This window comes from Acidiphilium sp. PA, from assembly GCF_026191915.1.
Lineage (GTDB): Bacteria > Pseudomonadota > Alphaproteobacteria > Acetobacterales > Acetobacteraceae > Acidiphilium.
This window is the reverse complement of sequence record NZ_JAIMBY010000011.1, coordinates 77,361-93,493: the sequence shown is the minus strand read 5'-3', so window position 1 is coordinate 93,493 and position 16,133 is coordinate 77,361. Positions and strand designations below refer to the sequence as shown.

At 62.8% G+C, this 16,133-nt stretch carries 17 protein-coding genes; 12 read left to right on the top strand and 5 right to left on the bottom strand.

Translation table 11 applies throughout. The annotated features are described in order from the left end of the window. The first annotated feature begins 146 nt into the window (after positions 1–146). The 8 genes from phaR (at position 147) to AruPA_RS13785 (ending at position 6,909) form a co-directional block, all read left to right on the top strand. Positions 147–743: a polyhydroxyalkanoate synthesis repressor PhaR gene (gene phaR / locus AruPA_RS13820; protein WP_265637299.1), complete on the top strand. Its 597-nt coding sequence runs from the start codon at positions 147–149 to the stop codon at positions 741–743. Next, complete coding sequence (locus tag AruPA_RS13815; RefSeq protein ID WP_265637298.1) at positions 740–3,127, top strand: glucan 1,4-alpha-glucosidase; 2,388 nt, start codon at positions 740–742, stop codon at positions 3,125–3,127. Before phaR ends, AruPA_RS13815 begins: the two co-directional genes overlap by 4 nt. Before the next feature lie 14 nt (positions 3,128–3,141). Further along, positions 3,142–4,092 (top strand): NAD-dependent epimerase/dehydratase family protein, encoded by a 951-nt coding sequence (locus AruPA_RS13810; RefSeq protein ID WP_265637297.1) that lies wholly within the window; start codon positions 3,142–3,144, stop codon positions 4,090–4,092. 73 nt (positions 4,093–4,165) lie between these two features. Then, positions 4,166–4,630, top strand: a complete 465-nt coding sequence (rplM, locus tag AruPA_RS13805; RefSeq protein ID WP_265637296.1) for a 50S ribosomal protein L13 — start codon at positions 4,166–4,168, stop codon at positions 4,628–4,630. Positions 4,631–4,632: 2 nt separating this feature from the next. After that, entirely contained in the window at positions 4,633–5,124 is a 492-nt protein-coding gene (gene rpsI / locus AruPA_RS13800; protein WP_265637295.1) for a 30S ribosomal protein S9, read from the top strand. A 197-nt stretch (positions 5,125–5,321) separates the two neighbouring features. Further along, positions 5,322–5,777, top strand: coding sequence for a MarR family winged helix-turn-helix transcriptional regulator (locus AruPA_RS13795; RefSeq protein WP_408858676.1), 456 nt, complete (start codon positions 5,322–5,324; stop codon positions 5,775–5,777). 236 nt (positions 5,778–6,013) lie between these two features. Continuing rightward, complete coding sequence (locus AruPA_RS13790; protein WP_265637293.1) at positions 6,014–6,700, top strand: glutathione S-transferase family protein; 687 nt, start codon at positions 6,014–6,016, stop codon at positions 6,698–6,700. Positions 6,701–6,729: 29 nt separating this feature from the next. After that, complete coding sequence (locus AruPA_RS13785) at positions 6,730–6,909, top strand: hypothetical protein (protein ID WP_265637292.1); 180 nt, start codon at positions 6,730–6,732, stop codon at positions 6,907–6,909. 29 nt (positions 6,910–6,938) lie between these two features. Here AruPA_RS13785 and AruPA_RS13780 read toward each other — a convergent pair whose 3' ends face one another. Beyond that, on the bottom strand, positions 6,939–7,670 hold the full coding sequence (locus AruPA_RS13780) for a hypothetical protein (protein ID WP_265637291.1): 732 nt from the start codon (positions 7,668–7,670) through the stop codon (positions 6,939–6,941). 45 nt (positions 7,671–7,715) lie between these two features. Beyond that, positions 7,716–8,741, bottom strand: a complete 1,026-nt coding sequence (locus tag AruPA_RS13775) for an AraC family transcriptional regulator (RefSeq protein ID WP_265637290.1) — start codon at positions 8,739–8,741, stop codon at positions 7,716–7,718. 119 nt (positions 8,742–8,860) lie between these two features. On the opposite strand from AruPA_RS13775, the gene AruPA_RS13770 reads away from it, so the two are divergent. After that, the gene (locus tag AruPA_RS13770) at positions 8,861–9,751 is read left to right on the top strand and encodes an SDR family oxidoreductase (RefSeq protein ID WP_265637289.1); all 891 of its coding nucleotides are present in this window, start codon (positions 8,861–8,863) and stop codon (positions 9,749–9,751) included. Between the two features lie 52 nt (positions 9,752–9,803). On the opposite strand, the gene AruPA_RS13765 is transcribed toward AruPA_RS13770, so the two are convergent. Beyond that, positions 9,804–10,709, bottom strand: a complete 906-nt coding sequence (locus AruPA_RS13765) for a LysR substrate-binding domain-containing protein (protein ID WP_265637288.1) — start codon at positions 10,707–10,709, stop codon at positions 9,804–9,806. Between the two features lie 91 nt (positions 10,710–10,800). On the opposite strand from AruPA_RS13765, the gene AruPA_RS13760 reads away from it, so the two are divergent. Together AruPA_RS13760 and AruPA_RS13755 are read left to right on the top strand one after the other, a co-directional pair. Continuing rightward, positions 10,801–11,670: an aldo/keto reductase family oxidoreductase gene (locus AruPA_RS13760; RefSeq protein WP_265637287.1), complete on the top strand. Its 870-nt coding sequence runs from the start codon at positions 10,801–10,803 to the stop codon at positions 11,668–11,670. An 802-nt stretch (positions 11,671–12,472) separates the two neighbouring features. After that, positions 12,473–13,489 carry a DUF2806 domain-containing protein gene (locus AruPA_RS13755; RefSeq protein ID WP_265637286.1) on the top strand — a complete coding sequence of 339 codons (1,017 nt, stop codon included), beginning with the start codon at positions 12,473–12,475 and terminating at the stop codon, positions 13,487–13,489. Between the two features lie 618 nt (positions 13,490–14,107). On the opposite strand, the gene AruPA_RS13750 is transcribed toward AruPA_RS13755, so the two are convergent. Beyond that, complete coding sequence (locus AruPA_RS13750) at positions 14,108–14,497, bottom strand: YidH family protein (protein ID WP_265637285.1); 390 nt, start codon at positions 14,495–14,497, stop codon at positions 14,108–14,110. After that, positions 14,494–15,393, bottom strand: a complete 900-nt coding sequence (locus AruPA_RS13745; RefSeq protein ID WP_265637284.1) for a branched-chain amino acid aminotransferase — start codon at positions 15,391–15,393, stop codon at positions 14,494–14,496. Before AruPA_RS13745 ends, AruPA_RS13750 begins: the two co-directional genes overlap by 4 nt. Positions 15,394–15,609: 216 nt before the next feature. On the opposite strand from AruPA_RS13745, the gene AruPA_RS13740 reads away from it, so the two are divergent. Next, the gene (locus AruPA_RS13740; protein WP_265637283.1) at positions 15,610–16,128 is read left to right on the top strand and encodes a MarR family winged helix-turn-helix transcriptional regulator; all 519 of its coding nucleotides are present in this window, start codon (positions 15,610–15,612) and stop codon (positions 16,126–16,128) included. Positions 16,129–16,133: the final 5 nt, after the last annotated feature.

Sequence of the window (16,133 nt, the reverse complement as noted above, 5' to 3'; positions counted from 1 at the left end):
GTGGTGGCCCGAGATGCTCACGCCCTGTGCCCGGCGCCTGGCCGTGCTAGCATTCAGTGCCTTTCTCTGCCATTCTGCCGCAGCGCACCACGACTTCGTCATGGATCTGCGAAGTTCGTTTCGGGTGAACAGGAAGGGCGAGACTGATGGCTCAAACACCGGATGAAACGGCGGCAACGCAAGTTGTCATCAAAAAATACGCAAATCGTCGCTTATACAACACTGAGTCTTCCTCTTATATCACTCTTGAAACCTTGTCCGAGATGGTCCGGGCCGGCCGGGATTTTGTCGTCTACGATGCGAAAACATCCGAAGACATCACCAGGTCTGTTCTGACCCAGATCATCGTCGAGGAAGAGAGCAAAGTCGGTCAGTCGATGTTGCCGACCACCTTCCTACGGCAGCTGATCGGACTTTATGGTGACAATATGCAAGGCATGGTGCCGCGTTATCTCGAATCAGCCATGGCGCAGTTCGGCCGCCAGCAGGCGCAGATGCGCGCGGCGATGCAGCAGACGATGGGCAGTTTTCTGCCGCCCGGCATGGAAGAAATCGGCCGTCAGAATATCGCCATGATGGAGCGCGCGATGAGCCTGTTCGCACCCTTCGCCTCTCGCGCCGAGACCAAGTCGGATGTCACGCCCGAGGCGATTCCCGAAGAGATCGATACGCTGCGCGGCGAGATCGATCGGCTACAGGCCGAACTCGCCGCTATGAAGTCGAGCAAGGGCAAGAAACCGTGACTACGGCTCCAGGCGCGCCCGGCCTGGCGCCACGGTGGACGTCAAGCGCCAAGGACGGTGTGGGAACAGCGCTATCGCCCCGCAGTGCTGTCTGGTTTACCCACAGCCACGGCATCCTTGATGAAATCTATTACCCCCGGGTCGACCAGGCGTGCACGCGCGATTGCGGGCTGATCGTGACCGATGGGAAACCCGGCGGCCTGTTCGTCGAGGAAAAGCGAGGCACGGTGAGCCGCACGCGGCGCCTTGCCGACGGCGTCCCGCTGTTCACCATCACCAACACGTGTGAACGGCATGGCTTCAGGATCGACAAAAAAATCGTTGCCGATCCGCATTTTGACTGTGTGTTGCAGCATATCACGCTGACGACGAACCCCGGTGTCACCGGCTTGCGATTGTTTGTCCTGCTGGCGCCCCATCTCGTCAACGGCGGATCCCACAATACCGGATGGGTGGGCGCCTACAAAGGCCGGTCCATGGTATTCGCCTCTGGCGATGGCACCTGTCTCGCCATGGCCTGCGCCTCAGGGTTTCTGGCAACAAGCGTCGGCTATGTCGGCGCCTCCGACGGATGGCAGATCCTGCAGCGTCAAGGCAGCTTGCAGGAACGGTTCGACCGCGCCGAAGACGGAAACATCGCTTTGGTCGCCGAATTCGATGCGACCGCCCCCGCACTCATTGCCATCGGCTTCGGGCGCAAACCTGAAGAAGCGGCGTTTCAGGCCGCGGCAAGTCTTGCCGGCGGCTATCAACGTGCCGAGGATGAATATGTCGCCAACTGGCGCCATTGGCAGCGCGGGCTTGAGCCGCTGGATCCCCCCCAATCGACCGGTCCGCACAATTTCTACCGGGTCAGCACGGCGGTCATGCGGTGCCACGAAAGTCCACGGTTTCCCGGTGGCTCAATTGCCAGCCTGTCGATCCCATGGGGTGCCAGCAAGGGTGATGACGATCTGGGCGGTTATCATCTGGTCTGGCCGCGCGATCTGGCGGAAACCGCGGGCGCCTTTCTCGCCTGTGGCGCGAATGCCGATGCCCGCCGCACGCTCGACTACCTGCGCCTGATCCAGGAAGCGGACGGCCACTGGCCTCAGAACGTGTGGCTGGACGGTTCCGCCTATTGGAGCGGATTGCAATTGGATGAGACGGCGTTTCCAATCCTGCTTCTTGATCTGGCATTTCGCCATGGTGCTGTCGCCGAAACCGAGCTTGGCGAATACTGGCCGATGGTCCGCAGCGCCTGCGCCTACATCATCGCGAACGGGCCGGCCACCGGTCAGGACCGCTGGGAGGAGAACGCAGGCTACACGCCGGCGACGCTCGCCGTCGAAATCGCCGGTCTGCTGGCGGGCGCCGATCTGGCCGACCGCCTGGGTCGAACGGCGGAAGCGGCTTTCATGCGTGATACCGCCGATGCATGGAATGCCGACATCGAAAGCTGGATCTATGTCAGCGGGACCGATCTGGCCCTCCGCTGCGGCGTGGCCGGCTATTATCTGCGCATCGTCGCCGATGGCGATCACGATCTCGCCGGAGCGGCGCTGCACGGGCGGATCGCTGTGCGGAACCGCCCGGCGGATGAAGCGTGCGTCCCAACCGACGAGTTGGTCGGTGCGGACGCGCTCGCGCTGGTCCGGTTCGGGCTACGGGCCGCGCACGATCCTCGGATTCGCGATACGATCACCGTGATCGATCATCTGACCAAGGTCGATCTGCCACAGGGGCCAGTGTGGCATCGCTATACCAACGATGGCTATGGCGAGCACAACGACGGGCGACCGTTCGATGGTACGGGCCATGGCAGGGCCTGGCCATTGCTGACTGGTGAACGCGCCCATTACGCGATCGCGGCCGATGATCCGGCCGGGGCCGACGCGCTGCGGATCACGATGGAGCGCTGCGCCAGCGAAGGCGGCCTGTTGCCCGAACAGGTGTGGGATGCCGATGATCTGCCCGAGCATGAATTGTTCCGCGGCCGCCCCAGCGGATCGGCGATGCCCCTGGTATGGGCCCATGCTGAATATGTTAAACTGTTGCGTTCCTTGCGCGATGGAGCGGTGTTCGATCTGCCGCCGCAAACCGTCCGACGCTACCAGGTCGAGGCAGTCGCGCCACGCTGCCGTGATTGGCGCGAAGCCTGGCGGCGGAGCAAGATCCCCGCAGGTCAGAACCTCCGCGTCGAACTCTCGGGCCCGGGCGTCATTCACTGGACCGATGATGACTGGGCAACCATCCACGAAGCGCCGACGACCGACGTGGGTCTCGGACTCCACGCGGCGGAATTACCGTCGGCCGCGCTCGGCGCCGGGCGCTCGCTGATTTTCACGTGGAACCTGACCGAAGGCGGTTGGCGCGGCCGGAATTTTACGGTCGCCATCGTTTGAGTAAGCACTGAGCCGTGAGCGTACCATCGGTTCTGGTCAGCGGCGCGGCGGGATTCATCGGACGTGCACTGACGCTCCATCTCGCTGCAAACGGATACGAGGTCGTCGTCGCACTGCGCCGTCCGCGCGATATCCCCGGCGCCAGCCGGCAGATCGATGCCGGGGACCTCGCCGCACCCGAACCAGCCCTTGCCAACGCCATGCGCGGCGTCGCCGCGGTGGTTCACGCCGCGGGACTGGCGCACCGTACCGGTGTCGACCCATCGGCGATGGCTTCGGCCAATGTCGTGGCGGCGCGGCGTGTCGCTGAGATCGCCGCGTCACGCGGGGTGCCCCGATTCGTGCTGGTCTCCTCGGCGGCGGTGTATGGGAAGTCACGGGCAGGGCCGTTTTCCGAAGCGAGCGCAACCGGGCCGGATGATCCGTATGCCCGCAGCAAGCTGGCGGGAGAACAGGCGGTGCGGGACGCTTTGGCCGGCAGCGCAACCGGTTTGCTTGTCGTCCGCCCCTGCGCGGTGATCGGGCCGGGTTGCGCCGGCAATATTCCCCGCCTGATCCGGTTGATCGAATCGCGCTGGCCGCTGCCGTTCGGGCGTATCCGAAACCAGCGTAGTTTCATTGACGTCGATGACCTAGCAGCGCTGATCGGGTGCACCATCAAGGCGGCGGACATCCCCGATATTCTGATCGCCGCCCACGAGCAACCGATTTCCACCCCGGACCTCATCCGTGCCCTGATGCGCGGACTGAACCGGCGGCGTGCCCTGCTGCCGGTCCCGGGCGGGATGCTGAGGGCTGGCGCCATGGCCGCCGGCAAGGCGTCGCTTTGGCAGAGTTTCGCGGGGTCGTTCCAGGCGGATGTTTCGCTGGCCGCGCGAACCCTGGGATACCGCGCCTCGACATCGGTGGAAAATGCACTTCAAAGAACCGCGGCCGCAACACGGTATAATAATACCACCGAGTGATCCGCTTGACCTTAACTACATGGTCTTGCATAAGGCGGCCGGACATAAGCCTGTAGTCGCAAGGATTTTGATGATGAAAACGACCGTTTCGCTGAAGCCGGCGGACGTGCAGAGAGACTGGGTGTTGATCGATGCCGATGGTCTGGTGCTCGGCCGTCTGGCTGCACTGATCGCCACCCGGCTGAGGGGCAAGCACAAGCCTCAATTCACACCGCATGTCGATTGCGGCGATCATATCGTCGTCGTCAATGCAGAGAAAGTGAAGGTCACGGGCAACAAGCTCGACCAGAGCGTGTTTTACTATCACACGGGCTTTGCGGGCGGCATCAAGGGGCGCACGTTGCGTCAACGGCTCGAAAGCAAGCACCCGGAGCGCGTGCTGGAAAAGGCGGTGGAGCGCATGATCACGCGTGGCCCTTTGCAGCGCCAGCAGATGAAAAACCTGCATATCTATGCGGGGACGACCCATCCGCACGATGGGCAGCAGCCCAAACCGCTTGATGTTGCTGCCATGAACCGCAAGAATGTGAGGGCCTGAGCATGTCTGGAACCGGAACGCTCGCCGATTTGAAATCTGTCGTCACCCCTGGATCGATCCTGGCTGCGACCGAAGCGACACCGAAGCGCGAACCGAAGCGTGATGCGTTGGGCCGTTCCTACGCGACCGGCCGGCGCAAGGACGCCGTCGCACGGGTCTGGATCAAGCCTGGCAAGGGCGAAATCGTGATCAACGGACGCAAGGCAGCCCAATATTTCGCGCGGCCGGTTTTGCGAATGCTGATCACGCAGCCGTTCCTGGTGGCCGATCGCTACAATCAGTTCGACGTCTTCGCAACCGTAACCGGCGGCGGTCTGTCCGGCCAGGCCGGTGCCGTCCGTCACGGCATCTCCAGAGCATTGACATATTACGAGCCCGATCTGCGCGGCATCCTCAAAATTGCCGGTTTCCTGACCCGTGACCCGCGTACCGTGGAGCGCAAGAAATACGGCAAGGCGAAAGCGCGTCGTAGCTTCCAGTTCAGCAAGCGCTGAGCGCACCACCGTCGATACCGCCGCCACTCTCGGTTCACCCGGGAGTGGCGTTATTTGAGATATCGCGACGTTTTGTTATTGCTGCGCATTGAATATGACCGTAAGAATGGCATGAGATTTGCGCAAAATTTGCGCGGGGTTGAACGCACTACATTAAAGCGTATAAAAAACAGAGACGTATTTAAACCGGGTGATGCGTGGGCGATAGATCCGACAGTTTGCGACTGGATGAGCAACTCTGTTTCGCACTATACGCGGCGACCCATGCTATAACGCGCATCTATCGACCGATGCTGGCGCATTTCAACATCACCTATCCGCAGTATATTGTGCTCCTCGTGCTCCTCGAGCGCACGGAATCTACCGTGAATGGCATTGCCGACGCCCTTAAATTGGATGCGGCGACCGTTACGCCGTTGTTGAAGCGGCTGGCGGACGCGGGGTGGATCACACGTGAACGCAACCGCGCGGACGAGCGTGTGGTCGTGGTGCGATTGACGCCTCAAGGACGGGCACTCGAGGCGCGCCTCGCTGAAATTCAAAACACGGTGCGTTGCCGAACCGGACTCGACGGTGATGCATTCACCAAACTACGTGAGACACTCGACCAGTTGACGGCAACGCTCGCCACAGATTGCTCCGGCGCGTTTTGAGATTTGGTTCAGCATCGCGGTTCGATTGCCTGTCGGCGTTCGGGCATCGGACTCGCTGGCACGGATGCGGCATGATGTATTGCTGATTTTCAACGACGGCACTTCTGTGGCGAACGTGCCGGAAAGCCCGTATGGTCGCTGCATGGAACGACCTCCCGCGCGACTGCGGCCGGGTCGGACCTTTTGTTGCAGACCTTGGCATCCCGCACGGTTGCCCTACCACGAAAGCATGTCCGATGATAAAATTCTACTACAGCCTTGCCCCCAATCCGATGAAGGTGGCCCTGTTCCTCGAGGAGGCAGAATTGCCCTATGAGGCGATACCGGTCGATACCCGCAAGGGCGAGCAGTTCGACGCCGCATTCGCCGCGCTCAACCCCAACAACAAGGTGCCCTGCATCGTCGATGGCGATGCCGTCGTGTTCGACAGCAACGCGATCCTGTTATACCTCGCCGAGAAGACCGGCCTGTTCCTGCCGGACACGTCGCCCCAGGCGCGAGGTGCCTTGCTGTCGTGGCTGATGTTCGTCGCGACGGGGATCGGCCCGTATTCGGGACAGGCGGTGCACTTCCGGCATTTCGCGCCGGAGCCGAAAGACTACGCGGTCACGCGCTACGCTTTCGAGGCCGACCGGCATTGGGGCATCGTCGATGCGCGTCTGGCGGACCGGCCATATATGCTCGGCGAGACGTACACGATCGTTGATATGGCGGTTTGGGGCTGGGCGCGGATGGTACCGTTCGTGACCGGTGATGACGCGATCTGGACGCGGTTCACCAACGTCAAACGCCTGCTCGATGAGATCAGCGCGCGCCCTGCGGCGGTGCGGGCGGTCGCGATCAAGGATCGGCATGCGTTCAAGACCGAGATGGACGAGACCGCGCGAAAAGTCATGTTCCGCCATACCGTCCCGGCCGCCTGAATTCGGCGGGCCTGCGGGCGTTCTGACTCGTGCCTGCGACGGATTGCGCTGCCGCCGTGCCGTCCGTCGCGGTGTTTTACGCCAAGTATCTGTGCCGGATCGCCCGGATGGCCGATGAGGTTGCGCGCGGCTTCACCATGCTCGCGCAAAATCCCACCGTGGATCACCCCATGAACAGCGCCACGCGACCCGGCTCTTTATGTATTTAATTTCGATATCGTAACGAATTGGGCGTGCATCAGCCCCGCGGGCCTTTGCGCCACATTTTTTTGGCATCGAAGGAGGGCACGAAGGGGTGGTGCCAGGGCGGGACGGGTGGTGGGGGTGGGCCGAGGATGTCGCGGAGTTGTTCGGGGGTGAAGTCGATGCTGCCGTCGGGGTTGACTTTGTATTGGGCCATGAAGTCGGGCTGGCGCCTGGGGCGGGGGCGTTTGGGGCGGGGGGTGGCGGGGTTTGTGGGTTCGCCTGTGGGTTCGCTCCGGGGTTTTCTGGGGCGTTTGATGATCTGGGGGGGACGCAGGCCGAGCATGGTGTGGAGGGGGCGGAGGATGCGGCCGAGGCTGGGGTGGGTGGCCAGCAGGTCCAGCACGATGGGGTCTTCCATGAAGCACTGGAGATCGGCGCGGGCGGCAGCACCGGCGACGACGGTGGCGGGGCCGTTGGGCAGCAGGCGGATCAGCCAGGCGAAGCCGCGCGGCAGGGTGAGGGGTGGTTTGGGTTTGGGGATGGCGGGTTCGCGCTCGACCGGTCCGGGAGCGCGGGTGCGGGTGCGCGGGGATTGGGGTGGGCGGGATGCGATGCGGGCGAAGCGGGCGATCTGGCGGGCGAGGTAGTTCCAGATCAGGACGATGAGCGGGCCGTGGATTTTGAGGCGGTAGCCGTTGTCTGCGACCGAGCGCTGCAGGGCACGGAAGATCACCGTGAAGCGCTCGGTCGGATCGGCAGGCATGAACGGCGCGTTCGCGATCATGGGTAAGTGTAAACCATGATCGGTGGGGGGTGAGAAAGGGGTTTGTTAGGGGGTTTTGTTAGATTTTTGGTGGTGGGGTGTGGCGGGGGTGGCGCGACGCCGGCGGACGGATTGTCTTGGGGCGCTTCCGGTCACGCGACGGAAGGCCTTGCCGAACGCGCTTTCGGATTCATAGCCCAGCGACCGCGCGATGGTGCCGAGGGTTTCCCTTGAGTTTGCAAGGCGGTCGGCGGCGAGCAGCATGCGCCATCGGGTGAGGTATTCCATGGGTGTGGTGCCGACGATCTCACGAAAGCGCAGGGCGAAGACCGAGCGGGACATGCCGACGCGTTCGGCGAGGGTTTGCAGCGTCCAGGCGTATTCGGGGTGTTCATGCATGCTGGCGATGGCGATGCTCATATGCCGATCCGACAAGGCCGACAGCCAGCCGCGACCGGCGGTTGCGGCATCCGCCAGGTGCAGCCGAAGCGCCTGGATCAGCATGGTGTAGGCGAGCTGCTGGGCGATCAGCGCGCCGCCGGGCCGCCTGTCGCGCAGCTCTTCCCGCAGGCGTTCCAGCGACCAGCGCATGGCGGCTTTATCGGCCTCGCGCTGGATATGCACGATGGGCGGCAAGGCGTGCAGCAGCATCGCGGCATGGCTGCCGGTGAAGGCGAAGAACCCGCCGGCCATGTAGCGTTCGCCGTCCGCCGCCTCCTGCCCGGCGGTGATGTTTCGAACGCGATCCCACGCGAGCGTGTAATGGATGGGCTCGAGCGCGAGGTCCGTGGTCAGGTGAAACGGCAAGCCGTGCGGCAGGATGAAACAATCGCCCGCTTCGAGGCTGACGGGCTCGGCGACGCCTTCGACGACGAGCCAGCATTGTCCGGCCAGCATGGCGTAGCATTTGATGCCCTGATACCGCGGGAAATGGAAGGCCAGACCATCGGGGATCATGAAGCCGCCCGAGGCCAGGCTCTGCGGTTTCAGCACGGCGAGGACCTCCGAAAGCGGGTCGATGTGCGTACTCGCGCCGAATGCCGGCGGGGTGGGTTGGGTGTGGGCCGGGTGAGGCGGGATATTCTGGGTCATTGGGACGATTGGACCAATTATACGGATTTTCGATTATAGATCGTCCTTCATGCACCGTCTATCTCCTCATGTGGCGGTGCAAGGCAACCGCACCATTGTTTTAGCGAGGAGAGACCATCATGCGCATTTTTGTGACCGGTGCGACCGGGTTCATTGGTTCGGCGCTTGTGCCGGCGTTGATAAGCGCCGGGCATCAGGTGCTTGGCCTGACCCGTTCGGAGGCCGGGGCCGCGGCACTGCGGGCGGCGGGTGCCGCGGTTCATCATGGCAATATCGAGGATCTCGACAGTCTGCGGGCGGGGGCGGCCGAGGTGGATGGGGTCATCCATCTTGCGTTCAATCACGATTTTTCCCGGTTCGAGAAAAACGCGGCGGATGAACGGGCGGCGGTGACGGCGTTGGGCGAGGTGTTGCTGGGTTCGGATCGGCCGCTCGTGGTGACCTCGGGCACGGCGATTGCAGCGAATATCGATGGCAGGCCATCGACGGAGGAGAGCCCGACGGCCGCGTGGAATCCGCGCGCGGGGCTGGAGACGACGATCAAAGCCTTCACGGAGCGGGGTTTGAATGCCTCGATCGTGCGGCTGGCGCAAATTCATGACCCGCGCAGGCAGGGGCTGGTGCCCTATTTCACGGCGGTGGCACGGCAGACGGGCGTTTCGGCCTATATCGGCGATGGCGGCCATCGCTGGCCGGCGGCGCATGTTTCCGACACGGCGCGGTTGTATCGGCTGGCATTCGAAAAGGCCGAGGCCGGCGCGATCTATCACGCGGTGGGCGAGGAGGGCGTGCCGATGAAGGCGATCGCCGAGGCGCTGGGCCGTGGGCTGAAGGTGCCGGTGATCAGCATCGCGCCCGAACAGTCGCAAGCGCAATTCGGCTGGCTCAGCCCGTTCGCGGGTCTCGATATGCCATCGTCCAGCGCGATCACGCGCGCGAAGCTGGGTTGGGAGCCGGTGGGGCCCGGGCTGATCGCCGATCTGGACGCGATGGATTACGCGGCCGGCTGAGGCGCGGGGCGGGGGTTCTGCGCGTGATCGGGATCGGTCAAGAGGGGGCCGGTCAGGACTGGCTCGTCCTGATGAAATCGAGAAACGCGCGGAGCGGCGGGGGGACCAGCCGGCGGCCGGAATAATAGAGGAACGGGCCTGAAAATGTCTGCCACCAGTCTTCGAGCACCGGTTCGAGCGCGCCGCTGTTCAGGTGCGGACGCAGCCAATCCTCGAACAGATGGATGATGCCGCTGCCGGCCACCGCGGCAGCGACCGCAAGGTCGGTCGCGGCACCGGCGCGGACCAGCAGGGGGCCCCGTGGTTCGATGCGCACGACCTCGCCCGCGCGCTCGAACTCCCACGGGCTGGTCGAGGCGCCGCTGGCGAAACGCCCCCGCATGCAGGCATGGGCCAGCAGATCGCGCGGATGGCCGGGCCGGCCGTGACGGTTGAGATACTGCGGCGAGGCGGCGGTGGCGAAGCGTTGGGTTCGCGGGCCGATGGGCACCGCGATCATGTCCTGCTCCAGCCGGTCGTCGTAACGGATGCCGGCATCGCAGCCGGATGCGAGCATGTCGACGAAACTGTCTTCGGCGATGATTTCCAGTTCGACCTCGGGGAAGGCGGCGAGGAAACCCGGCACGATTGCGGGCAGCACGAGCCGGGCGGCGCTGACCGGGACATTCAGGCGCAGGGTGCCTGCCGGACGATCGCGGAACCCATTCAATGTTTCGAGCGCCGCCGCGACTTCGCCGAGGGCGGGGCCGAGCCGGTCGAGCAGACGCATGCCCGCCTCGGTCGGTGCGACGCTGCGGGTGGTGCGGTGCAGCAGTCGCACGCCGAGCCGGGTTTCCAGGCGGCGCACCGCCTCGCTCAAGGCCGAGGCACTGGCGCCGCTGGACCGGGCGGCGTCGCGAAACCCGCGGGATTTTGCGACCGCGAGAAAGGCATTCAGATCACCAAGGTCCGTTTTCATTGTTCGCCAATCCGCACAACCCGTCCCGATCATGACGGATTATCGCGGCGTGAGGCAAGGATTAGTTCAGCGGCAGACAGAGGAGACAGCGATGCCGACCAACGATCAGACACAGAGTTTCAGGCTGGGTGACCGGACGGTCAACCGGCTCGGCTATGGCGCGATGCAACTGGCCGGCCCCGGCGTGTTCGGGCCGCCGCGCGACCGTGAGGCGGCGGTGGCGGTTCTGCGCGCGGCGGTGGCAGCGGGGGTGAACCATATCGACACCAGCGATTTTTATGGGCCGCATGTTACCAACCAGATCATCCGCGCGGCACTTTCGCCGTATCCCGATGATCTCGTCATCGTCACCAAGATTGGGGCGCGGCGGGGCGAGGACGCATCGTGGCGGCCGGCGTTCAGCGCGGATGACCTGACGCGCGCCGTGCATGACAATCTGCGCCATCTTGGCCTGGAGGCGCTCGACGTGGTCAATCTGCGGATCATGTTCGACGTGCATGGGCCGGCGGAAGGATCGATCGCGGCACCGCTCGAGACGCTTGCCGATCTGCAGCGCCGGGGGCTGGTGCGTCACATCGGGCTCAGCAATGTGACGGCGGCGCAGGTGCGGGAGGGGCGCGGGATCGCCGAGATCGTCTGCGTGCAGAACCGCTACAATATTGTGCATCGGGAGGACGACGCGCTGATCGACGCGCTGGCGGCGGACGGGATTGCCTATGTTCCGTTTTTTCCGCTGGGTGGCTTCAGCCCGCTGCAATCGGCGACGCTGTCGGCGGTGGCCGAGCGGGTGGGAGCGACGCCGATGCAGGTGGCACTGGCCTGGCTGCTGCGGCGGGCGCCGAATATTCTGCTGATCCCGGGGACGTCTTCGGTGGCGCATTTGCGGGAAAATCTGGCGGCGGGGGCGGTGCAGTTGGCGGATGACGATTGGGCGGCGCTGGACCGGATCGGGGTGGGGTGACGGGGATAGGGTGCTGGCGGGGGGGTGGTTTAGGGCGATCGGGAGGGTGCGCGGGTTTTGGGGAGGCACGATCCGGCATGAGGCCGATTTCAGGCGTCATGTCGGTTATGTCTCATTTCAAGCCGGTGAAGTACGGGTTGGTTGGGACGGCTTGGGACTGGCCGTTCTTATCGTTCCGGCGGGCTTTGGCGCGCGGGGGTTATCCGGGCGATTGGGGTGGGGGACGGGGGTGGTAAGTGGGGGGGGGGACGGAACTGAGGGGTGATGGGTGGTGAAAATGGTGGGGTGCGGAAGAGCACCCCACCCTACGGCTTGCTGAGGGGTGATGGGTGGTGAGGGTGGTGGGGTGCGGAAGGGCAACCCGCCCTACGGCTTTCTGCCGAAAAATATGAGTTCCTGGACCTGAAACATCATTTGCAGCGGCACAGCCGGCCGCTTTGCGCTTCGTGGCCGATTTTATAGGCTATTGGGCCATTGCCTGTATGCGGCCCCATGAGGTGGAGTTGGGTGCGTTTCTGCGGTGAGGGGATGCGAGCGGTTGGGTGCGGGAGAGCAGCCCAAGCTACGCGTTCTTATTATTATGGCGCGCCGTAGGGTTGTCCGGTCGATTGGGGTGGCGTGGAGGAGACGGGTGGCGGGATTGGTGCAAGACCGTAGAGGTGATGCGTGGTTAAAGTGGTGGGGTGCGAAAGAGCACCCCACCCTACGGCTTGCTTGACTGACACCTTTGGATAGTGTGCGCTCGGCTTGCCAATCAGGACAAATCCAACGATGATCGCTGAAACCAAATAAGAACTTCACAATGGACCTCAATGCTTTAATCCAATCATTCAGCGGTACCACTGGTGCCATAGCGGCTTGGCACGCCGTTCCTTCGGGGGTAAAATCGAGAGTCGCCCAAGGATACGACCGCCTTACCGGCAGACTTACCCGAAAGTGGGATGTTGCAGACCAAAAAGAGAACGCCGGGCTTGCGGATGATGCCAAGCGAAAAAGTAATAAGACAGATGCTCAAGAAGCGGTATTGCAGCTATTAGTACCCGATTTCGCAAAGAAGATATCGTGTGATCCAGACCGCCTGGAGCGGGCATTGATTGAAACAATGGGTGAGGCTTATCGCAATCAGGAGAACAAAGATGCGGTAGCTGAAGAATGCTTAAAGGATGTAGCGGCCAAATCTCAAGACTACGCTGTTAATGACGACCTGCTCGACGAGGACTGGCTAAACCTGTTTTCGTCTTACGCTGAGAAGGCTAGTTCCGAGCGCACTCGTCAGCTGTGGGGTCGCATTCTTTCAGGACAAGTTAGGCGTCCCGGAAGCTTTGGCCTGAGTACATTAAGGTGCCTTTCCGAGATTGATCAGAATATAGCGAGACTATTTATCAAAATCACCCCCCTTGTCTCTGATTCTGCGATTTTTATTGCCGCGAAAGAAAAAGACAAACGGTTCAGTGAATTCTTGGAATTGGAACAAGCTGGTCTGCTGGCGGGAGTTGAGGCGAACTTATGTGTAAAAATCCCGGTATCGGATAGTAATATAGGAGAGTGGTCCGATGATCAGTTTTTTTTGAGGATTGAGTCACACTCTACGACTCCTATTGAGGTGCCATGCATCGTTTTAACGAAAGCCGGAAGAGAACTTTTGACGATCGTGGATCGCACCGGCACTCACGGCGATAGATTGAATTTTATGTACAACGCCATCCCTCGTCGCGATATCAAATCGTTCTCTATACATTTGATAATGTCAAGGTTAGCGGCCGGCATTCGTTACGCGGGCATCCCTTTAAAAAAATGGCCCGAAGACATTAACTCGTAATCTTAGCAAGTCGAGGCGGAATGCCCAACTGCCTTGCGTCCTACCTTCTGGCGCGTGTCCGCATTTGCCGGTTGAGCATCCAGACCCGTCAGTCCGCTCCCGGCCAACTTTTGCCATATAGCGAAGGTCCAATATCCGTGTTCGTCCGCCGTAAGCAGTCCACCACCTGTTGTTCAACAATTTCGGGACCAGCACACGCGGGGTGAGAAGCTCTTTCGTACGCCATCCTTTCGGCGCGATAATGGCGACGGTGAAATCAGCTGGTAAATAGATGCCACAATATCGGTGAAATTACGTCGGCGGCGGGACGTATTTCTTCACTGTTGCCTTGATGGATCGGCGCGGCGATATCTTGGTGAAGGAGGTCGCCGCGTTGCGCGCGTCTGTTTCACGGGTGCGCGCGCTTTATCCGTTCATGATCGATGCATGGGTTGGTCGGGAATGCCTGGGATTGGCCGTTCTCATCGTTTCGGCGGCCTGTGGCACGCGGGGATTATCCGGGCGATTGGGCTGGTTCGGGGGTGATGGGTGGTGAAGGTGGTGGGGTGCGGAAGAGCGCCCCACCGTGGGCTCATCCGGAGTCGGAAAGTTTTTTGCGCGCTTTTTTTCAAAAAAGCGCTACTTGCTTCCTTGCAGCATGGTGATGCCGAGATAGATCGCGAGGCCGATGCCGAGGATGACGATGAGGCCGGCGAGGATGAGGTCGAGGCGGTCGTTTTCGGCGGGGTGGGTTTGTTCGTCGATGATATCGGCGCGGTTTTTGACGAAGCGGAGCATCGAGGCGGCGACCATGGCGGCGCCGGCGATGATGAGGGCGAGGCCGACGAGGCTGCCGGCGACCTGGCCTGACATGGTGAAGGTTTTGCCGAGGGATTTGCCGGCGATTTTCAGGAAGATGTCGAAGCGTTCGACCAGGAAGCCGAACGCCATGACGGCGATGGCGGTGCGGACCCAGGCGAGGAAGGTCCGTTCGTTTGCCGCGTGATCGGAGAAGCGCGGGACGCTCACGCGGCGCGCTTGGCGACCTCGGCCGGGGACATGCGGACCAGGGCGTCGTAATCGTCGATCAGGGTGCGGGTGAGTGCGCCGGGGGTGAAGTGCAGCTCGCCGATCTGGCGGACGGGGGTGACTTCGGCGGCGGTGCCGGCGAGGAAGACTTCGGTTGCGCGGGGCATTTCCTCGGGTTTGATGTGGCGTTCGTGCACGGGGATCTGGCGGGCGCGGGCGAGGGCCATGACGGTGCGGCGGGTGATGCCGTCGAGGAAACTGTCGGGGGTGGGGGTGTGCAGGGCGCCGTCGATCGCGAAGAAGATATTGGCGCCGGTGGCTTCGGCGACGTTGCCATCGAGGGTGAGCATCAGGGCGTCGTTGAAGCCTTCGGCTTCGGCGGCGTGTTTGGAGAGGGTGCCGATCATGTAGAGGCCGGCGGCTTTGGAGGCAGTGGGGGCGGTGCGCGGGTCCGGGCGGCGCCATTTCGCCATGCCGAGGGTGACGCCTTTCATGCGATCGGCGCCGAACAGGTTGGGCCAGGCCCAGGCGGCGATGGCGAGGTGGATTTTGGTCTGCTGGGCGGAGACCGAGAGTTGTTCGGAGCCGCGCCAGGCGAGGGGGCGGATGTAGGCATCGGTGAAGCCGTTGACTGCGAGGACCTGGTTGCAGGCGGCGTCGATTTCATCGGCGGTGTAGGGGATGTCGAAGCCGAGCAGTTTGCCGGACTGGATCAGGCGGTTGGTGTGGTCGCGCAGGCGGAAGATGTTGCCGGCGTAGGCGCGTTCGCCCTCGAACACGGCGGAGGCGTAGTGCAGGCCGTGGGAGAGGACGTGGAGATTGGCTTCGCGCCAGGGGCGCAGGGCGCCGTCCCACCAGATCATGCCGTCCCGGTCGTCGAATGGTATCAGGCTCATTGGTCAGGTTCCCCCTATGGTCGGATGCAGCCGGCTGGGGCTGGCTGGATGTTGGGGCTTATCTTTAGAGAGGTGGCGCGTGGCAGCCAAGGGGGCGCGGGCGGGCGGCGGCGCGGGGGCGGGCGGGAAAGTCATGGTTGCGCCACATTCGAAATATAAATAGGAAGTGCTCCTGTCTTATCACATAGCACCCATACCAGTATTGCTGAGCCCGCCATGCATGACAAACCGAACCAGACCGGGCCGACCGCCGGGCTTTTGTTTTTGCGCGAGGACGAGATCCGTCTGGCGCAGGACATGATTTTTTTCGCCAACCGCGATCTGGTGGCGACGGCGGATGCGATGCTGGCGGAGATGGGGTTCGGGCGGGCGCATCATCGGACGCTGCATTTCATCGGGCGGAATCCCGGATTGCCGGTGGGGGAGCTGCTGCATATTCTGGGGATTGCCAAGCAGAGCCTCGCACGGGTGCTGGGGCCGTTGATCCGGCAGGGATATGTGCGCCAGACGCCGGGGCGGACGGATCGGCGGCAGCGGCTGTTGTCGTTGACGCCGACGGGGGAAGCGCTGGAGCGGCGGTTGTTCGAATTGCAGCATGAGCGGCTGACGACGGCGTTTCGCGAGGCCGGCGGGCCGGCGGTGGAGGGGTTTCGCAAGGTGTTGCGGGGCATGATGAAGGAGGAGGCACGGCAGTGGCTCGATCGGGCCGAGGCGGCGCGCGCGCCGAAGCGGTGAGCGGG

What these genes read in the sequence shown, in the direction of transcription:
- rplM (WP_265637296.1), top strand. Translation starts at nt 4,166, where the DNA reads ATGAAAACGACCGTTTCGCTGAAGCCGGCGGACGTGCAGAGAGACTGG.
- AruPA_RS13755 (WP_265637286.1), top strand. Translation starts at nt 12,473, where the DNA reads ATGGACCTCAATGCTTTAATCCAATCATTCAGCGGTACCACTGGTGCC.
- phaR (WP_265637299.1), top strand. Translation starts at nt 147, where the DNA reads ATGGCTCAAACACCGGATGAAACGGCGGCAACGCAAGTTGTCATCAAA.
- AruPA_RS13780 (WP_265637291.1), bottom strand. Translation starts at nt 7,670, where the DNA reads ATGATCGCGAACGCGCCGTTCATGCCTGCCGATCCGACCGAGCGCTTC.
- AruPA_RS13765 (WP_265637288.1), bottom strand. Translation starts at nt 10,709, where the DNA reads ATGAAAACGGACCTTGGTGATCTGAATGCCTTTCTCGCGGTCGCAAAA.
- AruPA_RS13775 (WP_265637290.1), bottom strand. Translation starts at nt 8,741, where the DNA reads ATGACCCAGAATATCCCGCCTCACCCGGCCCACACCCAACCCACCCCG.
- AruPA_RS13770 (WP_265637289.1), top strand. Translation starts at nt 8,861, where the DNA reads ATGCGCATTTTTGTGACCGGTGCGACCGGGTTCATTGGTTCGGCGCTT.
- AruPA_RS13745 (WP_265637284.1), bottom strand. Translation starts at nt 15,393, where the DNA reads ATGAGCCTGATACCATTCGACGACCGGGACGGCATGATCTGGTGGGAC.
- AruPA_RS13760 (WP_265637287.1), top strand. Translation starts at nt 10,801, where the DNA reads ATGCCGACCAACGATCAGACACAGAGTTTCAGGCTGGGTGACCGGACG.
- AruPA_RS13790 (WP_265637293.1), top strand. Translation starts at nt 6,014, where the DNA reads ATGATAAAATTCTACTACAGCCTTGCCCCCAATCCGATGAAGGTGGCC.
- rpsI (WP_265637295.1), top strand. Translation starts at nt 4,633, where the DNA reads ATGTCTGGAACCGGAACGCTCGCCGATTTGAAATCTGTCGTCACCCCT.
- AruPA_RS13740 (WP_265637283.1), top strand. Translation starts at nt 15,610, where the DNA reads ATGCATGACAAACCGAACCAGACCGGGCCGACCGCCGGGCTTTTGTTT.